The sequence below is a fragment of the Brevundimonas sp. PWP3-1b1 genome, from assembly GCF_049896065.1.
In the GTDB taxonomy this organism is placed as follows: Bacteria; Pseudomonadota; Alphaproteobacteria; order Caulobacterales; family Caulobacteraceae; genus Brevundimonas; species Brevundimonas intermedia_B.
Genome location: NZ_JAFCTO010000001.1, coordinates 1,667,753 through 1,693,181, shown reverse-complemented (window position 1 = coordinate 1,693,181; position 25,429 = coordinate 1,667,753). Strand labels below are relative to the sequence as shown.

Here is a 25,429-nt window from a genome sequence, read left to right as displayed (position 1 = left end):
GGGGCGGCGAAGCGGAGCGCAGCCGGGGTGGGGGCGTGTGAAGCGATACGCCCGTCCTGACGGCCCCACCCTGATCGCTGCGTGATCGTCCCTCCCCATGAAGGGGAGGGAGAGGCGCCTGTGGGCTTTGAGAGCTCCGATGTGGGGAGCAAGCGGTGCGCTTCAGCCGCCGAAACCGCCTTCGTCTAGGAACGCCTGTTCTTCTGCCGTCGTTTCACGGCCCAGGGCGGCGTTGCGGTGGGGGAAGCGGCCGAAGCGGACGATGATGTCGCGGTGGAGCTTGCCCCATTTCTCCAGCTCTTCGTCGCCGGCGATCAGGGCCATGTAGCGGTCCTGGTCCTCGATCCGTTCGGAATGTTCGAAGGGCAGCAGGAGGAAGTTCTTCAATTCCGGCTCGACCTGCATCTGCAGGTCGCCCGCCACGGCCTGATTGGCGAACATCAAGGCCAGCGGGTCGGTCGCGAACTGATGCGCCGTACCGCGGAAGCTGTTCCTGGGATACTGGTCCAGCAGGATCAGCAGGGCGAGGGCGCCGTCCGGCGTCTCCATCCAGTCGTCCAGTTCGCGGCGCGCCGCCGCCCAGTGGACCGCGCGGCCACGGTCGCGGAAATCGGCGTCGAATGCCTCGTCCTTGGCGAACCACTTTTCGGGACCGGCCTCTTTCCAGAAGGCGACGACGGAGGAAGGGGTTATGAAGACGGTCATGACCCAGACCCTATCCAATCCGCTGCCCGTGTTCCATGACCGCGACTGCGACCTTTCGATCATCCGCAGCAAGCGCGTGGCCATGATCGGTTACGGCAGCCAGGGGCGGACCCATGCCCTGAACCTGCGCGATTCGGGGGTAGCGGACATCGTCGTGGGGCTGAAGCCCGGCTCGAAGACCCGTGAACTGGCGCGGGCGGATGGGTTTGCGGTGATGACGGCCGCCGAGGCCGCCGCCGGGGCCGACGTGATCGCGGTCATGACCTCGGACGAGGCGCATCGCGACCTGTGGCGCGACGAGCTGGAGCCCAATGTGCGGCCGGGCGCGGCCCTGGTGTTCGCCCACGGCCTGTCGGTGCGGTTCGGTCTGGTTCAGCCGCGCAACGACCTGGACGTCATCCTGGCGTCGCCCAAGGGGATCGGGCCGCGCATTCGTGATCTGTACGAGGCCGGGGAGGGGGTCTTCTGCCTGTTCGGGGTGCATCAGGACGCGTCGGGCGGCGCGCACGCCCTGGGCCTGTCCTATGCGGCGGCGCTGGGGTGCGGGCGCAAGGGCATTCTGGAAACGACGATGCGAGACGAGTGCGAGAGCGATCTGTTCGGGGAACAGGTGGTGCTGTGCGGGGGGGTCGCGGAACTTATCGACGGGGCCTTCATGAAGCTGGTGGACGCCGGTTATCCGCCCGAGGTGGCCTGGTTCGAATGTTTCTACGAGACCAAGCTGGTGACCGACCTGATGTACGAGCGCGGCATCGCCGGGGCCTTCGCCAAGATTTCCAACACGGCGGAATACGGGGCCTATCTGACCGGACCGCGTATCATCAACGCCGCGTCGCGCGAGGCGATGGATCAGGTGCTGGCCGAGGTTCAGGGTGGAGCGTTCGTGCGCCGGCTGATGGCGGATTACGACGCCGGGTCGCCGGACCTGCTGGCGCGGCGCAAGGCGCTGGGGCTGCGGACCATCGAATCGGTGGGCGCGCATCTGAACGCCGTGGCGCGTCAGGCGATGGAGACGGCGGCGAACGACGATGATGAAAACAGCATGGGCGGCGGGTGAAAACCCGCCGGCGCGCCGTCTACATTTCTAAAGAGAAGATGGTCGGAGTGAGAGGATTCGAACCTCCGACCCCTGCGTCCCGAACGCAGTGCTCTACCAGGCTGAGCCACACTCCGACCGTGGGGGCGGGCCTGGCGGCGTCGCCCCGAAGTGAGGACGAGGCTTATAGCTATGGGTTTGGGAGGCCGCAAGCGTCCATTTCACCCCATCTTCCCGGTGCGTGAAAATAGTCCTGAAAGAGGGTGTTGCATCCCAAAACAGCTTGGCGTATCTGACCGCCTCCGCCGCACAGAGTGCTTCGGAAACGCCGGTCCTGCTGGGGAATGGTGTAATGGTAACACTACGGTTTTTGGTACCGTCATTCTAGGTTCGAGTCCTAGTTCCCCAGCCACCGCCCGCAAATGCTTGTGAACCGCAGCCGTGCTCTGAGAGGCGCTGTCGTTCGATGACCTCTCTCAAAACCGGGTATCGCTCAGCGCGCCGTCAACAGCGTGCGTTCGGCGTGTTCGATCTTCAAGTCGATTGGATAACGGCTGGCGGAAGCGGTGTCCGATTCATCCCGTTTCACCACAGTGCAGTCTGTTCACGGCGGAGAAAAGTTACAACGTCCGCCGATGTCGGCCATTCCAGCGCTTTTCACCTGGTGGCGCCCAGTCGCAAATTTTATGGCGGGTGTATGGGTGGGTGTTTTAGAATGGCGGACGGAAAACGCTATTGCAGAAATGTCGCAGGGTTTCATGCCACGCCAAGCCGCTGAGTTGGGCGCTCTCGCTGTCAGTCGTCTGACCGTTCCAGGCTACCATGCCGTGGGCGGGGTCACTGGCCTCTATCTTCAGGTCCTCCCTGCAGGGGGGCGAACTTGGATCCTGCGGGCTGCGATTGGGGGGCGACGCCGGGAAATGGGCTTGGGCGGTTATCCCAGCGTGACGCTTGCGGGCGCGAGGGACGCGGCGCGAGCGGCGCGAGATTTGATCCGGGCAGGCGTCGACCCAATCATCAAATCCAGGAAAGCCAGGGCGGCGCTCGTCCGCAGATCCGACAATGCCGGTTGGACGTTCCGGCAGGCGAGCGAAACCTATGTCGCCACACATGAGGCGGCGTGGAAGAACGCCAAGCATAGAGCCCAGTGGTCATCCAGCCTCGGAGCCTATGCTTACCCCGTCATCGGGGACTTAAGCGTCGACCGGATTGGCGTACCCCAGATCCTCGATATTCTCACCCCCATCTGGACCACAAAAACCGAGACGGCCAAGCGCGTGCGCGGCCGACTGGAAGCGGTCTTGGACTGGGCTACGACCCGGGAACTTCGCACTGGCCCTAATCCTGCGCGTTGGAAGGGCCATCTGGACAAGCTCCTGGCCGATCCAGGGAAGGTGTCGCGGGTCCGGCACCATCGCGCTCTCCCGATTGACGAGATGCCTGAGTTCATCGCTCGCCTTTCGAAAGTCGGCGGAATGGGCGCGCGAGCCCTGATGTTCGGAATTCTCACCGCTGCCCGCTCCGGCGAGACAAGGGGCGCCACATGGGGCGAGATCGATCTAGCTCGCGGGACTTGGATCCTGCCTGCAGAACGGATGAAAGGTGGTCGGCTGCATCGCGTCGCGCTCTCCAACGCCGCGCTAAGTCTCCTGGGCGTCCCAGGTAAACCCGATGACCTCGTCTTTCCCGCGGCAAACGGCGGCACACTTTCGGACATGACCCTGACCAAGGTGCTGCGCGACATGAAGGTGGACGCAGTTCCTCATGGATTTCGCTCCACATTCCGCGATTGGGCGGCAGAGCGAACCGAGCATGCGAACGAGCTGGCGGAGATGGCGCTTGCCCACACCGTGGGAAGCAAGGTCGAAGCCGCCTATCGCCGGGGCGACCTGTTTGAGCGGCGCGTCGCCTTGATGGATGACTGGGCGGTGTTCTGTGGTCTGGGTCGCTGAGCGGGAGGAGGGCATCTGACCAGGACCGGTCGATTTGGCGCTAATCTACTGAAGAACCGCCGGCTGTGGGCGCCCCCTCAGGCCGCTGGTCGGAGCGCGCGAAAGTCGAGACGGACCGTGAATTCCCGCGTGCGCCAGGGCGCTGTAGCGGGCGGCCTGGGGAAGGGCGCGGCCTCTTTCAGCTGTGACAGGGCGGCCTGGTCCATCGTCCGGACGCCGCTGCTCGCCAACACTTCGCTGGCTCTGACGCCGCCGCGCCGATCGAGCGTGAAGCGCACGGTGACAATGCCGGCTGCGCCGCCGGGGTGTCGCTTGTGGCGTTCGATCCAGGCGAGGACGGCGGCCTCATAGGCGTCGGCGGTCGAGGCCGCCGCCGCGCCGAGAATGGGAGCGCCGCCGCCTGCGGTCAGGCCGGGCGCGGAGGCGGGGCTGGGCAACCCGATACGGCCGCCGCGCTCAGCCGGTCGTGCCGAAGGCGGCGACGGATCGGCCTGGGCCGCTTTCGCATCATGGCTGTCGATGCTTACAGGCGCCGCCGGCGTGGAGCGACGCGGGGTCGGGGAATCCTGACGCGGCGCCTCGGGATCGGCTTGCGGCGGTTCGTCCGGAGCATGAGCGGGCGTGTCGTTGTCCTGGGAGGTCCTTGGGGTGTTGACGCCATCGAAACTGGCCCTTGGGGTCAGGGTGATCTGGATGACGGGAGCGCCGCCCACCATGGCTGGCGAAGACCGCAGGCCAAGGGAGAAGACGGCCACGACGCTGATGTGGAGGGCGACCACCACCGATCCGGCGAGGGCTCTCGCCGCTGGCGCGAAGGTGGGAGAATTGGCGCTACGCGGGGACACGCCCGCTTCTAACAAGATGGCCTCACGAACGCAAATGCGAGTCAGTTGCAATTGATAGCGTGACGGTTTAGGCCGCTTTCCCTGTTCAACGAGGGGCTCTCCACCCATGCGTATCGCTCTGCTGACTTCCGTCGGCGTCACCGCCGTCCTGACCCTGGCCGGGGCCGCAGCCGCGCAATCGACACCGGACGTGCCCACCGTCGTGGTCGAGGATCAGGGGCGCATGGCGCCGACCTATCGTCTGGGGGACGGCCAGGACTCAGGAACCAGCACCTTCACCCGCGAGGCGGTCGAGGCCCGGGCGCCGGGGTCGGGCGACGTGAACGAAATCCTCAAGGCGCTCCCGACGGTGCAGTTCACCTCCACCCAGGGGCGCGCGACCCGTGCGGCGCTTCAGGACCTGCGACCCGAAAACCTCTCGATCTCGGGCGGCTCGATCTATGAAAACCTGTTCCTGCTGGACGGGGTCGGGGTGAACTCCCGCCTCGACGTCAGCAACGACAACTTCGCCATGTTCGATGACGTGGCGAACGGCTCGGCCCAGACGGTCTGGATGGACGCCAGCCTGATCGGCGCGCTGACCGTTCGCGACTCCAATAGCTTCGCCGCATGACCGACGCACCTGATCCCTTGGACCTTGCGATTGCTTCCCGCCTGAGAGCGACGAGAGAATCGCGCGGTTTGACACAGGCCCAGTTGGGCGACGCCATTGGGGTCTCTTTCCAACAGGTTCAGAAGTACGAGCGCGGGGTGAATCGGGTGTCAGCCTCCACGCTGATCAAATGTGCGACGGCCTTGGACACGTCCGTCGCGGCGCTCTGTGGCGAAGACGTGATCGCCCCGGAAGCCCAGCCGCTGGTCCATGCTTTTTCCTCGCTGCGCCAGGATCAGAGACTTGCTGTCCTGGCCGTCGTACGCGCTATGGCGAGGGCCGACTAAGGTTTCTGGGCGCCGGTGTTGGACCAGGACGAACTCTTGCGACCGATCGCCTCCTTGGGTCGCGGCGTGCCGCCTTTCAGACTTCGGGTCGAGATGATCGTCGGCCATCCGGAGGTGACTCGCCGTCGTCGTCCGTCGCCTTCGCGGATCCGGCGGCGCCCGCCTTATGAGACGGCTAGCGTTTGCCGGCGCGCCAGTCCCACGGGTTGACGAAGGCGCCCGCCCACAAACCCTTCCGACCCTGTTCGGCGTCATGCTGCTGTTCGGCGTGCTCGCCGCCGCTGTAGCGTGGCTCATCCAGCGCCCAACCGGCGGCGACCATCCAGCTTCCAAGATCGCGGCGAAACGTCGTGCAGGCTTCGCTCGGCTCGCAGTCGGCCGTGACCGCGCACCGCGCCACCATCCTTCGATACCGATCCGGCCGACCCTGCGGCGTGCAGGTCACCGGCCGGTCGTTGATCAACCGATCGAGATGGCGAGCAGCCTCTGTGCCGCAGCGGTAGGGCGCGCCGGTGCGCTGACAGGACTGGCGGCCTTCGGGCGCATCGACGCCCCACAGCCGCACGCGTTGGCCGCCGATCTCCAGGGTGTCGCCGTCGATGACCGTGGCTCGCCCGATCAAAGGGGCGGCGGGCGTGGCGGACTGCAGGGCGATGGCGAGGACGAACGCGGTGATCATCCTGGCGTCGTACTGAAACGGCCCGGCCAAGGCTATGGCGAGGTCTCTCCCTTTGACGAGCCTGTAGAGGAGCTTCTCTGAGGCACGCCAGAGCCTGGACCGACCGTTAGGGATAGGATCCGGTAACTCGTGAAACCTGACTTCCTCATCCAACTTCCAGACCGCTGCTCTGCGCTAGCAGTGGTCTCTAGCCTAGCGCTGCAAAGCAGACATTCGGTGGGATCAGCCTGAAACTGCCGACTAAAATCGCCAACGCATCAGAAGGTGCCTTCTCGACCGTGTTCAAGTGAGCGACGGCCTTGTCCCCCCGGTCATACAGGCGGCAGTCATCGAACTGAGATGGCCGCCGGCTGGATGGCCCGTCGCGGTTCGAGAGTTCTAAAGCGGCTTGGCAACGGGGCAGTCGTGAGTCCAGGTTTCGTAGTAGGCCGAGATTTTTCCGGTGGAGTTGTCGCTGAACTGATGAGGGATGCCCAGAAGCGTCGATAGAATGTGGACGTGCAATCGGTCGCAGACGATCCTTTCGGCCGATGACAGGAGGTTCAACCCTCGCGCTACACGCCATTCCGCAACGGCATTGAAACCTTCACGGCGACGGGATGATTTCGAAAAGTTGCCACGAAGAATATGATGGACCGCGCCAGGCCATTGTATCCGCCTCGCGTCGTCTGTCCCCTCGACAGGCCAGTCCACCGAGCCAGAAATAGGCCCGCCGACGGCCTCGATGTCCTCTCGACGAAACTCAAGCGTGCCGATGACGGGCTTAACCGTTCGCTTGAGCGGCCCCAAGCCGAAAGCGCCATCCGGAACCAGTCTCACTTCGCATTCAAAGGCCTCGGACGCGAAATCATAAGTCTTCCGGTCGCGAGCAAAGAAACAGAAGTTTCCGTGAGCCTTGATGGCGTCGGCTGTCTCCTTCACGCCCGCCCGATCGGAAAAATGGATGGATTGGGCCATCTGAACAATTCGCCGTCCCGGTAGTGCGCGGAGCACATCGAGGCGATAGTTCTGGTGCATGGGGTAAAGGTCACCGAAATTGCCTCCGCCATGCAGGAAGATCTGCCCAGGAACGGCAGCCCATGCTCCGGCGGCGAGGTCGTCACCGCCGCAGCTGGCCACGTACGACGCCTTCCGGCCGGCGACACCTTTCAGCGCTGCGTATTGACCTACCCAGATAGCCGAATCGCCGATATTCGAATGGTCTGGAAAGTCGAGAACAGACCACTCTTGACCGGGAGCCAGCTCACTCGACAGCGCATCAATAAGGATTCTCCGCTGCCGTTCGATGGAGGATTCACACGGATGCTGCATTGCGGTGACCTTGGGTGAGAGGGATGCCTCTAGGACAGATGTCGCCAAGCCTCAACAAGCCGCATATCTGCGACCCCCTGCTGCGCTGCAGCACAGCGTCAGTGACTGATGGTCAATGGATCAGGCTAAGGCTCTAAGGGCGCCGAGGGGTTGGAGACGTGCGTTTCGCCCAGGTGGGTGAACTCAGCGGCGATGATCCATGCAAATCCCCATACCAATGCGGCAATCGCGCCGGCGCCGAGGGCGATGATGAGTGATCGCCGCATCCGGTGAACTGCATAAAGCAGGCCGCCAAAGGTGGGTCTCATCGCCGCCTCGACAGGCGTTCGAGGGATCTCCTGAAAAATTCGGCGTGCTCTCGCGCTACGTCCTCTCTGGCGGTCTCACCAGACGCCGCCGGCTCGCCTTTCGTATCCAGGACGCGCCATGCCCAGAGATCCGGCGCGGTTTGCGCGAGCGCGACTGCGAAGCCAGTGTGTTCAACGGTCACGGACGTCTCCATTTGAGAAAGGCGGAGAAGATGTTGCAAGCCGCCTGCCGTAGACCTTTCCGCTTCGTCTGTCTGGTGACGCGTATCAGCCCGTTGCGACGCGCCGGGCCTTCAGGACGACGCGTGAGAGGAGCGTCACAACCTCTCGCTCCGGCCCGGTCGGGCGGCCAGCGACCTGCCACAGCAGCAAAGTCGTTCCCACATAAAGGACGGCGCCCAGAGTCGCGCGTAGACCGAGCTCTGTCAGAAGCGCGATCAGACCAGGGTTGTGGTGGTTGAACTGCTCGCCGATCCCGATGACGCCCGCCGCCATCACCGCAACAGCCGACAAGCTTCGAAGATTGGCGAGGAGTTGAACCGTCAAGGTCAGTCCCGTCAGACGACGCACGAGCGTCATGTTTACGACCGCTGCGGTCAGGCCGGTCACGACACGAGCATAGATCAAGCCCGTGAGGCCCCAAATCAGCATCGCTCCGATGATGACGGGCAAGCGCAGGACGAACATGAGCAAATCGCGCTGGAAAAGGTTCCGTGTCGCCCCCGTCGCCATGCCGAGGGGCTGAACGAGCGAGCCGAGCGTCTGGAAGGCGAAGACGGCGGAAAGCGCCTGGATGATGGGTATGGCGGCGCGCCATTTCTCACCCATCATCGCCAGCACCAGCGGCTCCGCCAAAAGTCCGAACCCGACGCCGACCGGAAGCGCGATCGCCGTCACCAATGCTTGGGCCCGCTGGTAGCCCATCGCCAAGCGCGGCTTGTCTTCCGCGATCCGACTGAAGGCCGGAAACAGGGTGTGGGTGAGGGGAGCGATCGCTTCTCGCGTGGGAATCTGTGCGAGATTGTCCCCGACCGCATAAGCGCCCAGCACCGACCGGCCCAGATAGTGGCCGATGAGCAGTTGGTCGAAGCGCCAGTTAATCGTGTTCATGGCCTGGCCAAGCGTGAGCCATATGGAGAAGGACCAAAGCTCGCGCGCTCTATTCCAAACAATCCTCGGCCGGAAAGGCAGGATCGCGTAGGAAATCAACATGGCTGCAAACTGGCCTGCGACCGCGCCCGCCACGAGCGCCCAATAGCTCCGAAAATACAAGGCCACGCCGATCGAGACGATGACTGCCACGAGGCGTTCGGAGACGCTCATCAGGAAGTCCTGCCAGAACACGAGTTGCTTGGACAGCAGGACGATGCGCGGGTTTGTGACCCCGCCGATCATGACGCTGAACGCCAGGGCGTAAATCAGCCACTCAAGGCGCGGCTCGTTGTAAAGCGACGCGAGGGGATGGCCGGCGGCGCCCATCAGCGCTGCGAGCGCGAGGCCGCGGCATGCGTTCAGGGTCCAGGCCGTATGGAAGTGATCGTCTTCCGGCGATTGATGGTGCACGAGCGCCTGAGCCAGCGACATGTCCGTCACAGCCGTGATGATCACCAGGATTGTGGTGCCCAGCGCGACCAGGCCGAAGTCCGCCGGCGTGAGGATGCGCGCCAGCACCAATGTGCTGACGAACCCGATCAGGTTGATTGCGACGCGGGCGCCCGTGATCCAGGCGCTGCCCCTCATCATACGTCCAGCGACGCTCGACACGGTTGGTGACTCCAGGCGCCGAGGGAGGGGCGCAGTGTTCGCCTACCCTATGTCGCAAGACCCGATCAATGGGGATCTGGGACCGCGCCTAGGTCTGCATTCCGATCAGGCGGCCGCCGGTTTTCCGGAGGATCGTGCAACGGCCACGGGCGCCGGTCAGGTCACGCTCAAAAACGTCATCGGACGTTCGTCTCAAGCCTACGAAAGTTTGCGCCTCAATCGCCCACGAGTGTGTGAAGGAAATCCAGGACTGCACGTCTGTCCTTCGCACTATCGATCATCAGCCATCCTGTGACGAGACGAGAAGCGTCGGACTGCTCACGAATCTGAGGCTCCTGCAACAGGGCATGCAGGTCGATCTGGAGGATGCCCGCCACACGCAAGAGATCAGCGACCGGCAATGAAGTCAGGCCTTGCTCCACGCGACGCAGGACCGGAGCAGATATGCTGAGGTCGGCAGCCAGCGCATCCTGGCTCATGTCGAGCGCGGTTCGCCTATCCCGGACGACTTGGCCGAGGTTCGTATCGAACGCACCCGGAGGGGCGATATGCGTCATTCTACCCTCCGATGGCGGGGGAAGCGCCGCGCGGGCGTTCAGTTAGCGCCGATCGAATGGCGCTAATCAAGAGGTCTCGAAGTTTGGTAGGGTTGATGAGCCGGATCCGCGGAGAGGGCGCGGCTCCACCTGCGCGCCTGGCCTAACCTATCCGTGTCCACGCCAGAGACCGTCCGGGCGCTTGGCGTTTCACCCAGGTGTAGTCCGTGCGATTCCACGCCATGATCCGCGGGGTGAGATTGTCCAGGACGACCTCGCCTTCGGTCGTCGCCATCAGAAGGACGGCATGGTCTTCCCCCCAAGGCGTCACGACTAGGGCGATTGAAAACGCCGTCGGCGGATAGCCCTGATCGATCAGAGCGCGCCGTTTAGCCAGGACATAATCCTCGCAATCGCCTCGTGGCGCCCTGCCGCCCGGTTCGGCCCAGTGATCGCTTACGCCGTACTGGCGCTGGTCCGACATCTGCCGAATGTTGCGATTGATCTCCCTGTTTAGACGGTCGAGGCGATCCCGGTCTTTCGCTGTGAGATCAAGTTTCACGCTCGCCTCATCCTGGAGAGCGGCGGCGGCTCCGGATGGCCACGCCTGTCCTGAACGCCGCGGCGGTGTCCAGGAGCGATTCCGGCTCGAAGAGGCGAGGGCCCTGAACAGAACTGGACGGCGCTCGCTTCGATCCCGTTCCGCGGGTGCGAGCACTGCGGCGGGTTCACTGGACGGACTATCGAAGACGCCAGCCCAGAAGAGCTGTCGCGCTTGGCTCCAGACCTGCGTCGGCTCTACACCCTGCTCGGCGCAGACGTCCGGCGATCGGCGGCATAAGTCCAGAAAACCGGCGGGCGCGGTGGTCGAGGCGCCAAGCGGCATGGGCTCGTCCTGGGCGGCGGCCGCCGCCGCCGGACCCAGCCAGGCGACCACCATCGCAGCAGCGCTGATGAGTAGGGAGGCTGCCGAACTGCAGGTCTGGGGCATCGCTTGAAGTATTCCCGGTTGATCGGGTTATCATGCGCTGTCGAAATCAAGCTGTTCCTTACAAGTAAGGTTTCTGATTTGTGCATCGGAGTGGTTACGGCGCGCTTAACGCGAAGTCGTCACCATAATGCTGCGGTCGACCTTTCTGACATCTAGCGTGAGCCGTCTCCGCTGCGTCGTTTTTTGGCGTCGGGGCTTGCCAATCCGGCGCGGAGCGATGATCAACGACGCATGTTCGGCATCCGTCGCAAGTCTCAAAAGCCGCCCGCTGAGCCCCGGATCGCGAAACCGCCTTCCGATACGCTTGTCTGGGCGATCGGCGACATTCATGGCTGCACCGACCTTCTCCGCGTCTTGATGGAGGGCGTGCTGCAGGACGTCGCTGCAACCCGGGCGGCCCAGACGCACATTGTCTTCCTCGGCGATTACATCGATCGCGGACCGGATTCCCGTGGCGTGCTCGATTATCTTGCCGATCTCGGTCGGGAGCCGGATATCGAAGTGCATTTGCTCAGGGGCAACCACGAAGACCGTATGGAGGCCTTCTTGGAAGCGCCGGAGCTGGGCGCGGGATGGTGTGAGTATGGTGGGCGAGATGCGTTAGGATCCTTCGGCGTCCATCCGCCGGATTCCACGGACGGCGCCGAGGTTTGGAGCGTCGCGAGCGCAGCCTTGAATGCGGCCTTGACGGCTGAGCATCGCGCCGTTCTCCAGGCGCAAAAGGCGAGCCTCACGCTGGGGGACTTTTTCTTCGCACACGCGGGTGCGGAACCAGGCGTTCCTCTCGATCAGCAAGATCCCCGCCAACTGATGTGGATCCGACGACGTTTCCTGGACGATGACCAGGCGTTCGAAAAGCTGGTCGTCCATGGGCACACGCCGACCGCTCATGTGCACGTTGATCACCGCCGCATCGGGATCGATACCGGCGCCTACGCCACAGGCGTTCTGACGGCGTTGCGACTTTTCGGGTCTGACCGCCATGTCTTGCAAACGGCGCGTCGCGGGGCTGAAATCAGCCTTGTCCGACGCCCGCTGCATCTGGCCGCGCAGAGCTGACGTCCACCCTGCGGGGGCGTGACAGCACTCTCGCGATCGGTTTTTCTAGGCCGAAGTAGCTGGCTGCCCCGAGGATCAGGCCGCCGGCGATTGAGGCGGGGATGATGATGAGGGGCGGGAGCCCCAGTTTGTCGGCGACAACGGCGGCGATCGAGACGGCGACACCGTGCCAGAGGTAGATCGAATAGGAGGCGTCGCCCATCGTGCGAAGAAGCGGGATGTCCCGGGTGGCTTGGCGCAGATCCAGCGACAGAACTCCGTAAAGGCACAGGGTCGCCCCGATCAGACAGGCCAGTCTCTCCGCCAACCCGCCCCAAAACGGCACGATCAAGAGGAGGGTCAGTCCAGCGACCGCGAAGAGGGCTGCGGCCGGCGCCGCAGGAGACGGGACCCGACGGGCGATGACCGCCAACCAGACGCCGGCGACAAATTCGAGGATCAGAGGATTAGTGTAGGTGACCGCCACTGCCTCCGTCGGTGAGGCGATAAGCCCTATGCTGACCAGCGCCAGGAAACTCAAAGTGAGGGCGGCCAGACGCGCGCGCGGCGCAAGGAAGAGACAGACGGCAAACACGCCGTAGAAGAACATTTCAAGGTTGAGCGTCCAGCCCGGGACGAGGACGGGCCAGATCTGGCCGGATCCCGGCGAAATGTGCGGAATAAACAGCAGGGACTGGATCAGGTGCGTCCAGCCGAGCTCCTGACGCAACGTGGGAAACAGGCCGGCCAGCCCGCCGATCGCCAAGGCGAGGGTTGCGATCCAGTAGAGCGGGACGATGCGCTTGAGGCGCGCGATCAGAAATGCGCCGGGGCGGGTCTCGCGACGGGTCGACACCGTCCACATGATGAAGCCGCTGATGACGAAGAACAGATCAACCCCGCGTGCGCCGACGGCGAAATCCACACCGCTTCGCTGTCCGGCGTGGAATACGAGGACGCCCAGCGCGGCTGCCGCCCGGGCGTACTGGACACCTACAAACTGTTCCCCTCCGGCCGAGGTCCGGGCTTGAAATTCCTGCACGCCTGCCATCGCGTTCCAATCCTCTGTTCGACCCGACCGTCGATGCAACAACCGTGCCCTTGCGCCGCCTCCCTCTCCCAAGGCGACCTGCGATCCGCCGCGACTATCTCTGGGCTTGCAAGGGCGCCGAGCGGGTCGCTACGCTGCGGCGCTCACGCGAGGTCGCGATGTGCAGCAGATGACGGGGCCCGATGCGTATCCTTTTCGCCAGCGGTAACGGATACATTCCCGAATTCAGTGGCGGCGTTCAGTCGAACACCGACCACCTGGCCCGCGAACTGCAGGCGCGTGGGCACGAGATCGGCGTCCTCGCCGCCCTCTTCGGAGACGGCTTGGCAGGGCTGAGGGCGCGGTTGGCGTTGAAGGTCACGCGACGCGCCTATGCCGTCGATCATATCCATGGATATCGCGTGCTCAGGGCTTGGACTCCCGAGGCGGCGGTCGATGCGGTCGTCGCCGGCTGGAATCCAGACGTGGCCGTGGTTCAATGTCACCGATCGGTCGCCATTGGACGCAGCCTGATGAGGCACGGGGTGCCCCTCGTCGTCTACCTCCATAATGTCGAATTCGACGAACTGGCGGGCGATCCGCGGGAACTCGCCGGAGCGACTTTCATCGCCAACTCGGCTTTCACTGCGGACGCCTACAGAAAGGCGTTCGGCATTGAGGCTGTGGTGATTCCGCCCGCTATCGACAAGGCGGTCTTCGCTACACCGACATCCAGGGAGTTTGTCACCTTCATCAATATCGATGAGAAGAAGGGGGTGGGTAAGGCCATCGAGATCGCGCGTGACAATCCCGACATCCCCTTTCTGTTTGTCGAGAGCTGGGTACTTGGCCGCGAGGCCCTGAAAGCGTTTGCCGCCCGGACAAGCGACCTCAGCAACGTCACCTTCATGCGAAGGCAGTCGGACATGGCGAAGGTCTACGGTCGGACCCGCATCCTGTTGGCCCCCAGCCGTTGGGAGGAGGCGTGGGGACGCGTGGCGTCTGAAGCGCACTGCAGCGGCATACCTGTGATCGGCTCGAACCGCGGCGGGCTGCCAGACGCCATCGGAGCCGGCGGCTCGGTGCTCGACTACGACGCCCCGGTGTCCACCTGGTCGGCGGTCTTACGTGATCTGTGGTTCGACGAAGCGCTCTACGAGGAAGTGTCGGCGCGTGCGAAGGACTACGCCGATCGCCCGGCGCTGGACACTGACCATCAGGTCCAGACCTTGATGGCCCTCATCGCCGGCGCCGTCGCCTATCCGGCGGCGGACCGCATTTGAAGAGACTGGCGGTCTGCTCGGCGCGACTTGCTGGACAATTCTGACGAACGTCGAATAGTCGCAACTGCATCGCGTGACCCAGGATTGCGTGGCTCAGCCCTGGGCTATAGTCTTTAGTGGTGGCTGCGGCTTATGCATATTTAACGTCAAGCTCCGCGCTCTGTCTGTTGTTCGCTCTAAAGCGGCGCATTAGTAAGAGAGTTAAGGCTAAATGAATGACGATCCGCATCGGTGGAAATGGCGGTTGCTTGGCCTGGGTGGAGGCGCGTTGTTTTGCGCTGCGGTATGGTACGCGCTGTTTTACTTTGTCTTCATTCGGTAGGTCCGAAGTCCAAGTTCGACGCTAGAACAAGCCCGAGATCGCCGCGCGGGCGGCGTCGCCCAGGTCTGGCCGTTTCAGCGCCAGGGCGACGTTGGCTTTCAGCAGGCCGATCTTGTCGCCGCAGTCGTGGGTCACGCCGGCGTATTCGACCGCTGTGAAGGCCTGGTGCTGCATCAGCCGCGCCATGGCGTCTGTCAGCTGGATTTCGTTGCCGGCCCCGCGTTCCTGGGTCGCCAGGAGGTCGAAGATTTCCGGCTGAAGGATATAGCGGCCCGAGATCGACAGGTTGGACGGCGCCGTGCCGGGGGCGGGTTTTTCGACCATGCCCTTCATGACGATCCGCGAGCCGTCGCGGCTGACGGGATCGACGATGCCGTATTGGTGGGTCTTTTCTTTGGGGACGGATTCAACGCCGATGATGTTGCCGCCGGTCTCGGCATAGACCTCGGCCAACTGCTTCAGGGCGCCGGGCTGCGAATCCACGATCACGTCGGGCAGGATGACGGCGAACGGTTCGTGGCCGATGATGTCGCGTGCGCACCAGACGGCGTGGCCCAGGCCCTTGGGTTGCATCTGGCGGGTGAAGCTCATCTCGCCGGCGGATGCCAGTTCGGCTTTCATCATCTCCAGGATTTCGATCTTGCCCTTGGCCAGGAGCTGGGCTTCCAGCTCGATCTGGTGATCGAAATAGTCCTCGATGGCCCCCTTGGAGCGGCCGGTGACGAAGACGATGTGCTCGATCCCCGCCTCGCGCGCCTCTTCGACGATGTAAGACAGGATCGGCCGATCGACGACGTTCAGCAGTTCCTTGGGCGTCGTCTTGGTCCCGGGGAGAACGCGGGTGCCGAGGCCCGCGACGGGCAGTACGGCCTTGCGCAGGCGCGCGGGCGTGGTGGTCATGGGTTTCGCTTGCTCATGGGGAGATGACGCGCTGGATGACTAGGGTCACGCCTTGAGATATCAGGGCTACGGGGGAAGTCTAGGGCATATGCACTCCCGGCCCGGGGCCTGGTATGCTCAGCCATCCTGGCGTCGGCTTGACGCTGCACAGTCGAAGTGTTCTGTGCGGATCAGAAAAAATCGAGGTTCTCCATGCTGATCAGCGTCGTCGTCTGCACGCGCAATCGCGCCCGGCAGATCGGTGAGTTCCTCGAATCCGCCGCCGCTTTGACGCCGCCTTCGGGTGCGGCGTGGGAGTTGGTGCTCATCGACAATGGCAGCACGGACGGAACCGCCGAGGCTGCAGGCCGGTTCGCGGACAGGCTTCCGCTGCGCCTCTTTCGCGAGGAGCGTGCAGGGCTCTCCAATGCGCGCAACGCGGGGGTCGCCCAGGCGCGCGGCGACTATATTTGCTGGACGGACGACGACGTCTTGCTCGATCCCGAATGGCTCGCAGAGTATGCAAAGGCCTTTGTGGCGCGGCCGGATGTCGCGCTTTTTGGAGGGCCGGTGCGGCCCCGTCTGATCGGAGACACGCCCGAGTGGTTCCATAAGGGCCGACCGCTGTTGGGCGGGCTCTTGGCCGAGCGTCCGGATCGGCCCGACGGTCCGATCGATCTGGATCACCTCGAACGGCTGCCGTTCGGCGCCAATTTCGCCGTCCGGTCGGATGCGCAGCGCCTGGAAACCTACGACCGGGAACTTGGTGTCTCTCCAGATTTTCGAAGGCTCGGAGAAGAGACCAAGGTGATGATCGCGCTGCTTCGGCGCGGCTACACGGCGGGGTGGGCGCCGGGCGCCGTGGTCAACCACCTCATCCCGGAGGGTCGGCAGACACTGGCGTATGTCGCACAGTATTTCCAATCCGCAGCGGCTACGTCTGCGTTTCTGACGGCCAGGGGGGAGGCCGACTTCATCAATGCAGGTCCGGCCGGGCGGCCGTCGAGACGACGCTTCGTCCGTCACGCGATCCTCTATCGAGCCTGGCGCCTTTTGGGCCGATCGCGGCGATGGCTGTATCACTTCATCGAACTCAATCGTTTGAAGGGGTTCCGCGACGCGATGTCCGGCGCCTGACGCTGTCACCCGTCAGGGTTTTGTCGCGGGCGCAAAATCCTTGCATGAACCGTTGCAGTCCTACCCACGTGGCCGAGACCATCCCCATGACGGCCTGCAGAGGCCGGAATGATCGAACAAGGTGAAGAAATGAGCGAGTTGCAGGCCAGGCCAACGGTGCTGGTGACGGGCGGGGCGGGGTACGTGGGCGCGCATTGCTGTCTGGCGCTGGCGGAGGCCGGATTCCGGCCGGTTGTCTATGACAACCTGTCCAACGGTCACGAACGCGCCGTGCAGTGGGGGCCGCTCGAACGGGGCGATATCAGGGACTGCGCACGCCTCGACGCGGTCATCGCCGACCATCGACCCGTCGCCGTCTTGCATTTCGCGGCGCTCATCGAAGTCGGTGAATCTGTCCGATCGCCGGGACGATTCTACGACAACAACGTCGGGGGCGCGATCAGCCTGATCGAAGCTGCTCGCCGAGGCGGCATCGACAAGCTCGTCTTCTCCTCCACCTGCGCGACCTACGGCGATCCTGTCCGACTGCCGATGGACGAGGACCATCCCCAATCGCCGTTGAACCCCTACGGCAGGACGAAGTTGATGATCGAGCAGGCCCTGGCGGATTACGACGCCTACGCGGGCTTTCGCTCGGTCTCCCTGCGCTACTTCAATGCCGCCGGGGCGGACGAGGCCGGGCGCATCGGCGAAAGCCACGAACCCGAGACCCATGCCATCCCCTTGGCGCTTGAAACCGCCCTCGGCCTGCGCGACGGCTTTAAATTGTTCGGCGACGACTATGACACTCGGGACGGCACGGCGGTCCGTGACTATGTCCATGTCCTGGATCTCGCGGATGCGCACGTGCGTGCGCTTCGCTACCTTCTTGAAGGGGGCGCAACCACTGTTTTCAACCTCGGAACGGGGGAAGGGACCACGGTTCGGGAGCTCGTGGGAGCCATTCATCGCACCACCAATCGTCCTCTTCCCGTGGAGGTCGTGGCGCGCCGGCCTGGCGACGCCCCGTGCCTTGTCGCCGACAGCACGAGGGCCAGAACCGTACTGGGATGGCGTCCGACGCGCAGCCTCGATGACATCGTCCGCAGCGCTTGGCGCTGGCATGCCAGGCAGGGCTAATCCCGCTTAACCCTGCCTGTTCGCCGGGCCTTCACCTTCGTGGTCTATCCAGTTGGCCACGGCGGGAGGATCCATGGCTGACATTTCATTCGAGCGCGCTCTTGAGCGCGTCGCCTCGCTCCCGAGACCGGCTGAAGCGCCCGACCAGAAATGGTCTGCCCGCCGTACGCTGGTCTTTGTCGTGGGCAGTTCGCTGCTGCTGTGGTCGCTCATCCTCGCGCCATTCTTCCTCCTGGGCTGACGGATGTCATTTCTTCGGTTCGGATCCCGGAGGATGCTGGAGGAAGGACCGTCTTGAATCGCTGATGCCTGCGTTGACCGCTTGTCGGACCGACGCCGGATCCTGGCGCGCCAGGAGCGCCGGCGACGATCGACGGTTGGAGCCTGGGCCGTCCGCCTCAGGAGTTCCGATGTGTCGGTTTACGGAGCGCGGCGGCTCTTTTGATTGGGCTCACCAACTGGGCTTCGCCACCCGCCGCCTCGGACGTTCGGCCGGAGCCGCCGTCACCGCCTCGGCGGGCGGGGGTGGGGCCGTCTGGACCGAGGGTTGAGACGAGGTCGGCAGGGACGGCGCAGGCGCGACGATCTGCGGCTGGGGGATGTCGATTGGCGCCACAACTGGTTCCGGAGACCCTGCGCTTGGAGGCGCGATCATGACCTCGGGCTCCGCCGGGCTTTCGGCTCCGGGATCGACCTCAGCCGTCATCCGTCCGCTGACCACCGGTTCGCGCCCGGCGTAGGGACTGACGAAGGCGGCGCGTTTTCCGTTCCACCCTTTCCAACGGTAGAAGGTGTGGGCTCCGATGTTCGCCACCTTCAGGAGCGATGGGCTCCAGTAAGGCGCGACATATAAGGCATGGTAGTGCGTGGCCTGTCCGACGGAACTTTCAACATAACCAGACAGCGCGGCCGCCGCGACCTGACGGGCCCGCGCCCATCCCGCCGCCGAGGGCGCGCGCGCGAGCGAGCCGTCGCAGGTGAAGGTGAACTGACATCCTGTGGCGCGTTGCGAACCCGAATAGACCACGCCGCAAACGGAGGACGGAAAGGCGGGATGGCGCATCCGGTTCAGGATCACCTGGGCCACGGCGCGCTGTCCCTGGCTCCCCTCTGAGCCGGCTTCGTAATACACCGCCTGGATCAGGCAGTTGAAGGCCCGGTCGCGCTCCACGCGGCTGAGCGTCGAGGGCAGACTGAAAGGCGCAGCCGGTTCGAGAGGTTCGTCGCTCACCGGTATGGAGGCATTATAGCGATACGCATCGCTGCGATCGATGGCCTGGAAGGTCAGGGGCACCGGATTATCCGCAGTCGTCAGACTCAAATCCTCGGCTGGCGGCGCGTAGAGGAGCCCCGGAAGCGGTTCGAACACATGCTCAAAGCGGGACCGCCACGCATCGGACGTGATCAGAGACAGGGTCGCAACAGCCGCCAGGAGACCTCCGACGAGCACCGAACCGATGATCCGAACGCGTCTCGCTCGGATATAGGCGTTCACGCTGAGATGATGGTCGTCCATCGGCCGGCGTCCTGTTCAGAGCCAGAGGCTGGCCGCGCCACCCAAAGACAGCAGATGTCGTGCCAGGGTTCCGGCGGCTTCAGAACAGTCGTTCGGCGATCCGAATCGTATCGCCCGGCGCGACCTGCAAGCTGGACGTAAGCGAGAAGGCCTCCTCCCTCAAACTGCCATCCCGCCGGATATAGACGCGGCGATCGTCGCTCCTGTAGGTGAAACCGCCCGCCGTGGCGACGGCGTTCAGGACGGTCAGGCCGGCGGCGTAGGGATAGGTTCCAGGCTTGTTGACTTCGCCGAGCATGTAGAAGGGCCGGTAGGTCAGGACTTCCGCACTGACCTGAGGGTTCAGGATGTACCGGGCGCGCAACGATTCTTCCACGGCCCGCTGTATGTCCGTGATGGTCCGCCCTTTTGCGGGGATGTCGCCGGCAAGGGGGATGGACAGGATCCCTGCGCCGCTGACGACGAACTCCCCGGAAAGCTCTTCCTCGCCGAACACGCTGAGTCGAATCTTGTCGCCCGAGTCCAGTTCATAGTCGCCGACCGTCCGGCTCCCCGTCGGCGTGTCTTCGGACGGCGGAACGGACTGACAGCCGGCGAGCGACAGAGCGCCGGCGGCGACAAGGAGACGGCGGCGGCTGAGGATGATCTTGGACATGGGCGTATCGTCATCCGAAGCGCGGGGAATCTCAACCTCCAACATGACAACGGTCGCGGTTTGTTTGGCCTTTGACCGAAAGCAGCGCCAAATCATGTCGGCTTCAGGCTGCTGGCTGCTCGACAAGCTGTCGCCGCTGTCGCATGGGGCTCTTCAAGTCCGAACGGATCGACAGGGACGGGGATGTCCGGGATGCGCAAGACACATTCGAGACGCCGCAGCCGCACGTCGGAACGCAAGGTCACGCGGATCGTCGGCCTGGTGCGGGTCGCAATCGCCAGAGACGGCGTCGGGGTCGGCGCCTGGGTTCTGCTTGCTCTGGTTGGTATCGGCGCGGCCGTCCTGGCGGCGGCCGTGCAGGACGGCGCTGCGCCGCCATCGCGCATCGCCGACGCCCCGACGCTCGAGCGCGCGCTTGCGAAGGTCGAGCGAGAGCGGTCGGCCTTGCCAGCGGACGCCGAACCCGATCTTCGACGCGCCTATCTCGAAGGACTGCGCGCCGGGCCTCTGAACGCCGCCGCGATCGAGGCTCTGCGCCGAAGCTACGCGTTGGAGCCGCTCGGGCCTGACGCCTCGTCGTGGCGGCTGCGGTTCGTCTTCGAACACTGGCCGGACCTGCCGACTGATCTTCGAGACCGGGCGCGGGCGGAACTTACGGCGGCGTTTCCGAGGCACGGATGGGCCATGCGCGAGTTGCCCGAGTCGGTTGCTTCGCCGCAGGGGCGTATGGTGGCCGTCCTGATGTTCGAACAGCTGCGTCTCGCCGAGGCCAGCCCGTCGGCCACGCCGCCTCCGGTTCAATAGTCGAGGTAGGTCGCCGCATAGTCCGTGACATACGGAGCCAGTTTCAGGACGACCACCGCCATGCCCGTGAACAGGATCGCCCCGGCCAGGCCGATCATCGTCCACTGTTTGAGGAAGCGACCGACTTTGAGAAGCCGCGAGGGTTGCGGCGCCGTCTCTCTGAACATTCGGCTGGGCGCCTCGGTCAGCCGAATGCGGCGAGGGGCGGGCGGCGCGTCTCGGGTCTCGCCGATCGCCGGCTTGAGCCACCGGCGGGCGAATTCTTCGCGTGTCATGGCGATGTTCAGTTGCAGGAGGACCCCGGTCCCCCCGGCGGCTGATTGCGCACAAAAGGCGATAGCGGGGGTTTTGTCCAGTATCAGATAGCGTTGGTGTTGGGTTTTGCACGAGAGACGTGTATCGCCGTGGGACAAGAGCTCTCGGGAGACAGAGTTATGACTCACTATCTGCGCTTTGCAGCGCTGACGTCGGTGATTGCGGCGTGCGGCGTCGCCACCGCGCTCGCCGCCCAGACGATCGCGCCGACCATGGCCCGGACGGACCAAAGCGCGCCTGTCGAGGCTGACGCGGCGTCGCCGGCGCTCACGGCTGCAATCCGGCAAGCGCTTGCGCGCGCGCGGCCCAATGCTGCGGCCGATCCGCAAGAATCCGGCGTGGTCACGACGCTCGCAGACATCATCGTCACCGCCGACGTCGCTCCCGTCCAGGCCTTGGCGTCCGTGCGGCTCGCCATCGCGGAAGAGCGGTGCGTGTTCGAGAACAGCGACTGGAACCGTTGGGGGTGCGCCGGTCTGGCCAGCGTCGCCGCCAGCATCGAGCGCGCGATCGGATCGGGACCGGCCGCGACCGTGGGGGAGGGCGGCGTCGCCACGCCGCCGCCGCCGTCGACGCCGGGCGGCGGCGGCGCGGACTACCGCTCGCCGGTGGGCGGTTGAGACAAAAAGATACTGGGGGATGCAATGATGATGCTGAGATACACCGCTCTGGCCGCAGGGCTGGGTTCAATCGCGGCCGCCTCCTTCGGGGCGGGCGCCGCCCATGCCCAGGCGGCGGATCTTTTCGCGCGCGATCGCGGCGTCTCCGTGAAGGAGAGACCTCACCCGGAATATGAGGCGCTGGGCGCACGGGCGGGCGTTTGGCTCGCCTATCCGAAACTTCAGGCGGATGCCGGCTATGACAGCAATGTGCTGGCGACGGACGAGAACGAAATCTCCGACACCATCATCACCCTGTCGCCGGAGGTCGAGGTCGAGAGCGACTGGGGACGGCACTCGGTGACCGGATACGCGCGGGGCAAGATTACGCGATACCTCGACAACGACTCCGAGAACACCGAAACCTGGGCCGTCGGCGGCGCCGGGCGGTACGACATCCAGCGCGGACGCAACATCCGCGGCGATCTCAACTACGCGCGCGAAGTCGAGCCGCGTACGGCGTCCAACACGCCCGCCTCAATCGCTGAGCCCATCGAATACGATCGCTATGGCGGCACTTTGGGTTCGACCTGGACGTTCAACAGGCTGCGTCTCGTCGGGACGGCGGGTGTTCAAACCTACGATTACCAGGACGGGATTTCCAACTCCGGGGTGGTCGTTCCCCAGAACACTCGCGACCAGACCACGACCACCGCCTCGGTGAGGGCCGATTACGCCATCAGCCCGGCGACGGCGGTGTTTCTGCAGTTCGAGGGTAACCAGAGACGCTTCGACAACGGCGACGTTCTGACGCCGTTGCGGAACTCTGACGGCGTCAATCTGCTGGCGGGCGCCAACTTCGAGCTTGGCGCGCTTGTCCGAGGCGACGTCGGGCTGGGCTACATCTCGCAGAGCTTCGACAATCCACTGTATGGCAAGCTCGATGGTTTCAGCGGGCGGGGACGGCTGGACTATTTTATCACGCCTTTGGTCACCCTCGGGGTGAATGCGAACCGCTCGGTCGTCGATTCCGGCATCATAGGCTCGGCCGGCATCCTCACGACCCGTCTCGAAGGGACTGTGGATTACGAGTTTCGACGCAATATCATCGTCGAGGGTCGCGTCGGCAAACTTGTTGAGGAATTCGACACCCTCGATCGTCAGAATGACACCTACTATGGCGGGCTGCGCGCCACCTATCTCCTGAACCGGTCCGTTGGCGTCACCGGCAGCTACGCTTACGAAACCCGCCAATCATCGGGCGCGGCGGCGATCAACGACTACGCGGCCCACCGATTTATTCTGTCTCTCGTGCTCCAGTACTGACGCCGTAAAAGATCCTCAAGGCAATCATGACCGAAACCGGTGTCCCGTCTGCTTCCCCCTCGGCCGCCGAGGCGTTCAGTCTTCGCAACCTGATCAATATCTTCCGACGCCGGGTTCGCCTGTTCGGCGGCGTCGCCTTGCTTGTCTTCCTGGCCGCGCTGCTGGTGACGGCTCGCGCGACGCCGCGTTACACCGCTCAGGCGCAGGTCATGCTCAATGTGCGACAGTCCCAGGTTCTGGACTCGCAGCAGGTCCTTTCAAACCTGCCTGCGGAAACAGGGGTGGTGGACTCCGAGGTCGAGGTCTTGCAGTCCCGCGATCTGGCGCGACAGGTCGCCGAAGTGCTCCGGCTCGAGAACGACCCGGAGTTCAACTGGGTGCTCCGCGAGCCCGGCGGCCTGGGCGCCTTTATTGCCAAGGTCCAAGGCAAGGCTCTGCCCAGGCCGACCCCGCCGACCACGCCCGAGGCGATTCAGCTCGGACGCGAACGTGCGGCCTCGGCGCTTCGCGGCGGTCTGACCGTACAGCGGATGGGTCTGACCTATATCATCGGCGTCAACTTCACCTCGCTCAATCCCGAGAAGTCGGCGCGGATCGCCAACGCCTTTGCGGGCCAGTACATCGCCAATCAGGTGTCGGACAAGGGCGGGGCCAACCGCCAGGCGAACACCTTCCTTGAGGCGCGTCTGAACCAGCTTCGCGGCGAGGTTCAGTCGGCTGAGGCGGCCGTCGAAGCCTATCGTTCCGCCAATAACCTCCTGACCTCCTCCGGAGCCACGCTCACCGAGCAGGAAGTGTCCACCTATAATCAGCAGCTCGCCACGGCTCAGGCCGATCAGGCGGTTGAGGAGGCGCGGCTCCGCGCCGCGCGCAGCCAGTTGGCGCGTGGCTCGACCGGCGGCGACGTGGGCGAGGCGCTGCAGTCGTCGGTCGTCGGACAGCTGCGCGGCCAACGCTCCACAGTTGCGGCGCGGGTTGCGGACCTTCAGGCGCGCTATGGACCGGAATGGCCCGCACTCCTGCGGGCGCGCCAGGAACTCGCCGCCATCGACGGCCAGATTCAAGCTGAAATCCAACGCGTCATCTCGAACCTGGAAGCGCGCGTTCAAGTCGCTCGCGACCGCACGGCGTCGCTGCAATCGACCTTGGGTCGTACCCGGGGCACGCTCGCCAGCAACAACGCCGCGAGCGTGCGGCTGAACGAACTGGAGCGGAACGCCCAGAGCGTCCGCACGCTCTACGAGGGACTGCTCGAACGCTATCAGGAGACGACCAACCAGTCCGGTAACGAGACGGCGGACAGCCGCCTTCTCCAGGCGGCCCAGGCTTCCGGCGCGCCGAGCTCGCCGAATGTGCCGGTCAACCTGGTTCTTGGGTTCATCCTGGCCCTGGGGTGCGGTCTGGCCGCCGTGGTCCTGGTCGAACTGATGGATGACGGTCTGATCACGAGCGAGGACGTCCAGCGTCGGCTGGGTCTTCCGATGCTCGGAACCGTGCCCTTGATGATGTCGATCGCCGACCGCAAGGACCGGCGCATGGCGCCGACGGAGTATCTTCTCAACCGGCCGCTGTCTGCCTTCGCGGAATCCTTCCGGACCCTTCGGACCTCGATCATGTACGCCAAACTGGGGTCGTCCGCCAAAGTCGTCGTGGTGACCTCTGCGCTGCCCGGGGAAGGCAAGACCACGACAGCGGTCTGTCTGGCGATCTCGGCGGCCCAGGCGGGCTTGAAGGTCGTCATCGTCGACTGCGACATCCGCCGTCGCAATGTCAGCAGGCTCCTCGGCGTGGACGCCGACCACGGTCTCCTGGACGTTCTGGACGGATCCATGACGCTCGCGGACGTGCTCCTTAAAGGCGAGGCCTCCGGCGCCTGGGTTCTCCCCACTGCCAAGCGGGATTTCACGCCGCGTGAAGTGTTCAATACGCCGGAGATGGCGGCGTTGCTCAGCCGTCTGCGCGAGGATTTCGACATGGTCATCCTCGACACTGCGCCCGTGCTGGCGGTGGCCGAGACCCGGGTCTTGGCGAGTCAGGCCGACGCGGTCATGTTCCTGACGCGCTGGCGCAAGACGCCTGCAAAGGCTGCGGAGGCGGCGCTGCGGTCGCTCGAACAGTCCGACGCGACGGTCGCCGGCGCGGTTCTGACCCAGGTCGATATGCAGGAACAGGCGCGGTACGGCTACGGCGATCCCGGCTACTATTACACCGCCTACAAGGGCTATTACACAAACTGATGCGCTGGTCGGGGCTGCCTGTTCCCCGGTCGTCGATCCGTGCGCTCTGGCTGGGGTGGACGGCGTTGGGTCTCGTCTTCGTCGGATTTTTTCTCGGGGGAGG

The 25,429-nt window shown here is 64.5% G+C and carries 26 protein-coding genes and 2 tRNA genes; 15 read left to right on the top strand and 13 right to left on the bottom strand.

All coding sequences use genetic code 11. The features are described from left to right. Positions 1-162: 162 nt before the first annotated feature. Positions 163-705 carry a DUF924 family protein gene (locus ACP69V_RS08360; protein WP_426023447.1) on the bottom strand — a complete coding sequence of 181 codons (543 nt, stop codon included), beginning with the start codon at positions 703-705 and terminating at the stop codon, positions 163-165. On the opposite strand from ACP69V_RS08360, the gene ilvC reads away from it, so the two are divergent. Beyond that, positions 704-1,762 carry a ketol-acid reductoisomerase gene (ilvC, locus tag ACP69V_RS08355; protein ID WP_426023446.1) on the top strand — a complete coding sequence of 353 codons (1,059 nt, stop codon included), beginning with the start codon at positions 704-706 and terminating at the stop codon, positions 1,760-1,762. The two genes, ACP69V_RS08360 and ilvC, sit on opposite strands and share 2 nt — an antisense overlap. Before the next feature lie 39 nt (positions 1,763-1,801). Here the strand turns inward: ilvC and ACP69V_RS08350 are convergent. Continuing rightward, positions 1,802-1,878, bottom strand: a tRNA-Pro gene (locus tag ACP69V_RS08350). Positions 1,879-2,079: 201 nt separating this feature from the next. Between ACP69V_RS08350 and ACP69V_RS08345 the strand changes: the two genes are divergently transcribed. Both ACP69V_RS08345 and ACP69V_RS08340 read left to right on the top strand, forming a co-directional pair. Then, positions 2,080-2,153 (top strand) — tRNA-Gln (locus ACP69V_RS08345). 331 nt (positions 2,154-2,484) lie between these two features. Then, the gene (locus tag ACP69V_RS08340; RefSeq protein ID WP_426024045.1) at positions 2,485-3,693 is read left to right on the top strand and encodes a tyrosine-type recombinase/integrase; all 1,209 of its coding nucleotides are present in this window, start codon (positions 2,485-2,487) and stop codon (positions 3,691-3,693) included. Between the two features lie 77 nt (positions 3,694-3,770). Here the strand turns inward: ACP69V_RS08340 and ACP69V_RS08335 are convergent, their stop codons facing one another. Then, a complete protein-coding gene (locus tag ACP69V_RS08335; RefSeq protein ID WP_426023445.1) occupies positions 3,771-4,538 on the bottom strand; it encodes a TonB family protein in 768 nt (255 codons plus the stop codon). A gap of 106 nt (positions 4,539-4,644) precedes the next feature. On the opposite strand from ACP69V_RS08335, the gene ACP69V_RS08330 reads away from it, so the two are divergent. Together ACP69V_RS08330 and ACP69V_RS08325 are read left to right on the top strand one after the other, a co-directional pair. Beyond that, complete coding sequence (locus ACP69V_RS08330) at positions 4,645-5,151, top strand: hypothetical protein (RefSeq protein ID WP_426023444.1); 507 nt, start codon at positions 4,645-4,647, stop codon at positions 5,149-5,151. Next, entirely contained in the window at positions 5,148-5,477 is a 330-nt protein-coding gene (locus ACP69V_RS08325; protein ID WP_426023443.1) for a helix-turn-helix domain-containing protein, read from the top strand. Before ACP69V_RS08330 ends, ACP69V_RS08325 begins: the two co-directional genes overlap by 4 nt. Before the next feature lie 175 nt (positions 5,478-5,652). On the opposite strand, the gene ACP69V_RS08320 is transcribed toward ACP69V_RS08325, so the two are convergent. From ACP69V_RS08320 to ACP69V_RS08300, 5 genes are all read right to left on the bottom strand, one after another. Continuing rightward, positions 5,653-6,156, bottom strand: a complete 504-nt coding sequence (locus ACP69V_RS08320) for a thermonuclease family protein (RefSeq protein ID WP_426023442.1) — start codon at positions 6,154-6,156, stop codon at positions 5,653-5,655. Positions 6,157-6,534: 378 nt separating this feature from the next. Next, positions 6,535-7,467, bottom strand: a complete 933-nt coding sequence (locus tag ACP69V_RS08315; protein WP_426023441.1) for a polysaccharide pyruvyl transferase family protein — start codon at positions 7,465-7,467, stop codon at positions 6,535-6,537. 575 nt (positions 7,468-8,042) lie between these two features. Then, entirely contained in the window at positions 8,043-9,515 is a 1,473-nt protein-coding gene (locus ACP69V_RS08310) for a lipopolysaccharide biosynthesis protein (RefSeq protein WP_426023440.1), read from the bottom strand. A gap of 239 nt (positions 9,516-9,754) precedes the next feature. Further along, complete coding sequence (locus ACP69V_RS08305; protein WP_426023439.1) at positions 9,755-10,096, bottom strand: helix-turn-helix domain-containing protein; 342 nt, start codon at positions 10,094-10,096, stop codon at positions 9,755-9,757. A 142-nt stretch (positions 10,097-10,238) separates the two neighbouring features. Next, positions 10,239-10,961: a transglutaminase-like cysteine peptidase gene (locus tag ACP69V_RS08300; protein WP_426023438.1), complete on the bottom strand. Its 723-nt coding sequence runs from the start codon at positions 10,959-10,961 to the stop codon at positions 10,239-10,241. Here ACP69V_RS08300 and ACP69V_RS08295 point away from each other — a divergent pair. Together ACP69V_RS08295 and ACP69V_RS08290 are read left to right on the top strand one after the other, a co-directional pair. After that, positions 10,939-11,073, top strand: a complete 135-nt coding sequence (locus tag ACP69V_RS08295; RefSeq protein ID WP_276202867.1) for a hypothetical protein — start codon at positions 10,939-10,941, stop codon at positions 11,071-11,073. The two genes, ACP69V_RS08300 and ACP69V_RS08295, sit on opposite strands and share 23 nt — an antisense overlap. Before the next feature lie 224 nt (positions 11,074-11,297). Then, positions 11,298-12,125, top strand: coding sequence for a metallophosphoesterase family protein (locus ACP69V_RS08290; protein WP_426023437.1), 828 nt, complete (start codon positions 11,298-11,300; stop codon positions 12,123-12,125). On the opposite strand, the gene ACP69V_RS08285 is transcribed toward ACP69V_RS08290, so the two are convergent. Continuing rightward, complete coding sequence (locus ACP69V_RS08285; RefSeq protein ID WP_426023436.1) at positions 12,082-13,155, bottom strand: acyltransferase family protein; 1,074 nt, start codon at positions 13,153-13,155, stop codon at positions 12,082-12,084. The genes ACP69V_RS08290 and ACP69V_RS08285 overlap by 44 nt on opposite strands. A gap of 182 nt (positions 13,156-13,337) precedes the next feature. On the opposite strand from ACP69V_RS08285, the gene ACP69V_RS08280 reads away from it, so the two are divergent. Next, the gene (locus ACP69V_RS08280; RefSeq protein WP_426023435.1) at positions 13,338-14,417 is read left to right on the top strand and encodes a glycosyltransferase; all 1,080 of its coding nucleotides are present in this window, start codon (positions 13,338-13,340) and stop codon (positions 14,415-14,417) included. A 343-nt stretch (positions 14,418-14,760) separates the two neighbouring features. Here the strand turns inward: ACP69V_RS08280 and galU are convergent, their stop codons facing one another. Continuing rightward, positions 14,761-15,639, bottom strand: a complete 879-nt coding sequence (gene galU / locus ACP69V_RS08275; protein ID WP_426023434.1) for a UTP--glucose-1-phosphate uridylyltransferase GalU — start codon at positions 15,637-15,639, stop codon at positions 14,761-14,763. A gap of 192 nt (positions 15,640-15,831) precedes the next feature. On the opposite strand from galU, the gene ACP69V_RS08270 reads away from it, so the two are divergent. The 3 genes from ACP69V_RS08270 to ACP69V_RS08260 all read left to right on the top strand — a co-directional run bounded on the left by ACP69V_RS08270 (position 15,832) and on the right by ACP69V_RS08260 (position 18,115). Then, a complete protein-coding gene (locus ACP69V_RS08270; RefSeq protein WP_426023433.1) occupies positions 15,832-16,755 on the top strand; it encodes a glycosyltransferase family 2 protein in 924 nt (307 codons plus the stop codon). A gap of 108 nt (positions 16,756-16,863) precedes the next feature. Further along, on the top strand, positions 16,864-17,874 hold the full coding sequence (gene galE, locus ACP69V_RS08265) for a UDP-glucose 4-epimerase GalE (RefSeq protein ID WP_426023432.1): 1,011 nt from the start codon (positions 16,864-16,866) through the stop codon (positions 17,872-17,874). A 73-nt stretch (positions 17,875-17,947) separates the two neighbouring features. Continuing rightward, positions 17,948-18,115 (top strand): hypothetical protein, encoded by a 168-nt coding sequence (locus ACP69V_RS08260; RefSeq protein ID WP_426023431.1) that lies wholly within the window; start codon positions 17,948-17,950, stop codon positions 18,113-18,115. 210 nt (positions 18,116-18,325) lie between these two features. On the opposite strand, the gene ACP69V_RS08255 is transcribed toward ACP69V_RS08260, so the two are convergent. After that, positions 18,326-19,168, bottom strand: coding sequence for a cell wall hydrolase (locus ACP69V_RS08255; RefSeq protein ID WP_426023430.1), 843 nt, complete (start codon positions 19,166-19,168; stop codon positions 18,326-18,328). Positions 19,169-19,469: 301 nt separating this feature from the next. Continuing rightward, entirely contained in the window at positions 19,470-20,045 is a 576-nt protein-coding gene (locus ACP69V_RS08250; protein WP_039245948.1) for a polysaccharide biosynthesis/export family protein, read from the bottom strand. A gap of 192 nt (positions 20,046-20,237) precedes the next feature. On the opposite strand from ACP69V_RS08250, the gene ACP69V_RS08245 reads away from it, so the two are divergent. Then, positions 20,238-20,849: a hypothetical protein gene (locus ACP69V_RS08245; protein ID WP_426023429.1), complete on the top strand. Its 612-nt coding sequence runs from the start codon at positions 20,238-20,240 to the stop codon at positions 20,847-20,849. Here the strand turns inward: ACP69V_RS08245 and ACP69V_RS08240 are convergent. Further along, entirely contained in the window at positions 20,843-21,124 is a 282-nt protein-coding gene (locus ACP69V_RS08240) for a hypothetical protein (protein ID WP_426023428.1), read from the bottom strand. The two genes, ACP69V_RS08245 and ACP69V_RS08240, sit on opposite strands and share 7 nt — an antisense overlap. Positions 21,125-21,283: 159 nt before the next feature. On the opposite strand from ACP69V_RS08240, the gene ACP69V_RS08235 reads away from it, so the two are divergent. The 3 genes from ACP69V_RS08235 to ACP69V_RS08225 are packed head-to-tail and all read left to right on the top strand — an operon-like array spanning position 21,284 to position 25,326. After that, on the top strand, positions 21,284-21,784 hold the full coding sequence (locus ACP69V_RS08235; protein WP_426023427.1) for a hypothetical protein: 501 nt from the start codon (positions 21,284-21,286) through the stop codon (positions 21,782-21,784). 24 nt (positions 21,785-21,808) lie between these two features. Further along, positions 21,809-23,089, top strand: coding sequence for an outer membrane beta-barrel protein (locus ACP69V_RS08230; RefSeq protein WP_426023426.1), 1,281 nt, complete (start codon positions 21,809-21,811; stop codon positions 23,087-23,089). Positions 23,090-23,115: 26 nt separating this feature from the next. Next, positions 23,116-25,326 (top strand): GumC family protein, encoded by a 2,211-nt coding sequence (locus ACP69V_RS08225; RefSeq protein ID WP_426023425.1) that lies wholly within the window; start codon positions 23,116-23,118, stop codon positions 25,324-25,326. Positions 25,327-25,429: the final 103 nt, after the last annotated feature.

What these genes read in the sequence shown, in the direction of transcription:
- ACP69V_RS08235 (WP_426023427.1), top strand. Translation starts at nt 21,284, where the DNA reads ATGACTCACTATCTGCGCTTTGCAGCGCTGACGTCGGTGATTGCGGCG.
- ACP69V_RS08315 (WP_426023441.1), bottom strand. Translation starts at nt 7,467, where the DNA reads ATGCAGCATCCGTGTGAATCCTCCATCGAACGGCAGCGGAGAATCCTT.
- ACP69V_RS08340 (WP_426024045.1), top strand. Translation starts at nt 2,485, where the DNA reads ATGTCGCAGGGTTTCATGCCACGCCAAGCCGCTGAGTTGGGCGCTCTC.
- ACP69V_RS08245 (WP_426023429.1), top strand. Translation starts at nt 20,238, where the DNA reads ATGCGCAAGACACATTCGAGACGCCGCAGCCGCACGTCGGAACGCAAG.
- ACP69V_RS08225 (WP_426023425.1), top strand. Translation starts at nt 23,116, where the DNA reads ATGACCGAAACCGGTGTCCCGTCTGCTTCCCCCTCGGCCGCCGAGGCG.
- ACP69V_RS08290 (WP_426023437.1), top strand. Translation starts at nt 11,298, where the DNA reads ATGTTCGGCATCCGTCGCAAGTCTCAAAAGCCGCCCGCTGAGCCCCGG.
- ilvC (WP_426023446.1), top strand. Translation starts at nt 704, where the DNA reads ATGACCCAGACCCTATCCAATCCGCTGCCCGTGTTCCATGACCGCGAC.
- galE (WP_426023432.1), top strand. Translation starts at nt 16,864, where the DNA reads ATGATCGAACAAGGTGAAGAAATGAGCGAGTTGCAGGCCAGGCCAACG.
- ACP69V_RS08360 (WP_426023447.1), bottom strand. Translation starts at nt 705, where the DNA reads ATGACCGTCTTCATAACCCCTTCCTCCGTCGTCGCCTTCTGGAAAGAG.
- ACP69V_RS08260 (WP_426023431.1), top strand. Translation starts at nt 17,948, where the DNA reads ATGGCTGACATTTCATTCGAGCGCGCTCTTGAGCGCGTCGCCTCGCTC.
- galU (WP_426023434.1), bottom strand. Translation starts at nt 15,639, where the DNA reads ATGACCACCACGCCCGCGCGCCTGCGCAAGGCCGTACTGCCCGTCGCG.
- ACP69V_RS08240 (WP_426023428.1), bottom strand. Translation starts at nt 21,124, where the DNA reads ATGACACGCGAAGAATTCGCCCGCCGGTGGCTCAAGCCGGCGATCGGC.
- ACP69V_RS08230 (WP_426023426.1), top strand. Translation starts at nt 21,809, where the DNA reads ATGATGATGCTGAGATACACCGCTCTGGCCGCAGGGCTGGGTTCAATC.
- ACP69V_RS08305 (WP_426023439.1), bottom strand. Translation starts at nt 10,096, where the DNA reads ATGACGCATATCGCCCCTCCGGGTGCGTTCGATACGAACCTCGGCCAA.
- ACP69V_RS08310 (WP_426023440.1), bottom strand. Translation starts at nt 9,515, where the DNA reads ATGAGGGGCAGCGCCTGGATCACGGGCGCCCGCGTCGCAATCAACCTG.
- ACP69V_RS08320 (WP_426023442.1), bottom strand. Translation starts at nt 6,156, where the DNA reads ATGATCACCGCGTTCGTCCTCGCCATCGCCCTGCAGTCCGCCACGCCC.
- ACP69V_RS08250 (WP_039245948.1), bottom strand. Translation starts at nt 20,045, where the DNA reads ATGTCCAAGATCATCCTCAGCCGCCGCCGTCTCCTTGTCGCCGCCGGC.
- ACP69V_RS08280 (WP_426023435.1), top strand. Translation starts at nt 13,338, where the DNA reads ATGCGTATCCTTTTCGCCAGCGGTAACGGATACATTCCCGAATTCAGT.
- ACP69V_RS08325 (WP_426023443.1), top strand. Translation starts at nt 5,148, where the DNA reads ATGACCGACGCACCTGATCCCTTGGACCTTGCGATTGCTTCCCGCCTG.
- ACP69V_RS08285 (WP_426023436.1), bottom strand. Translation starts at nt 13,155, where the DNA reads ATGGCAGGCGTGCAGGAATTTCAAGCCCGGACCTCGGCCGGAGGGGAA.
- ACP69V_RS08330 (WP_426023444.1), top strand. Translation starts at nt 4,645, where the DNA reads ATGCGTATCGCTCTGCTGACTTCCGTCGGCGTCACCGCCGTCCTGACC.
- ACP69V_RS08270 (WP_426023433.1), top strand. Translation starts at nt 15,832, where the DNA reads ATGCTGATCAGCGTCGTCGTCTGCACGCGCAATCGCGCCCGGCAGATC.
- ACP69V_RS08300 (WP_426023438.1), bottom strand. Translation starts at nt 10,961, where the DNA reads ATGCCGCTTGGCGCCTCGACCACCGCGCCCGCCGGTTTTCTGGACTTA.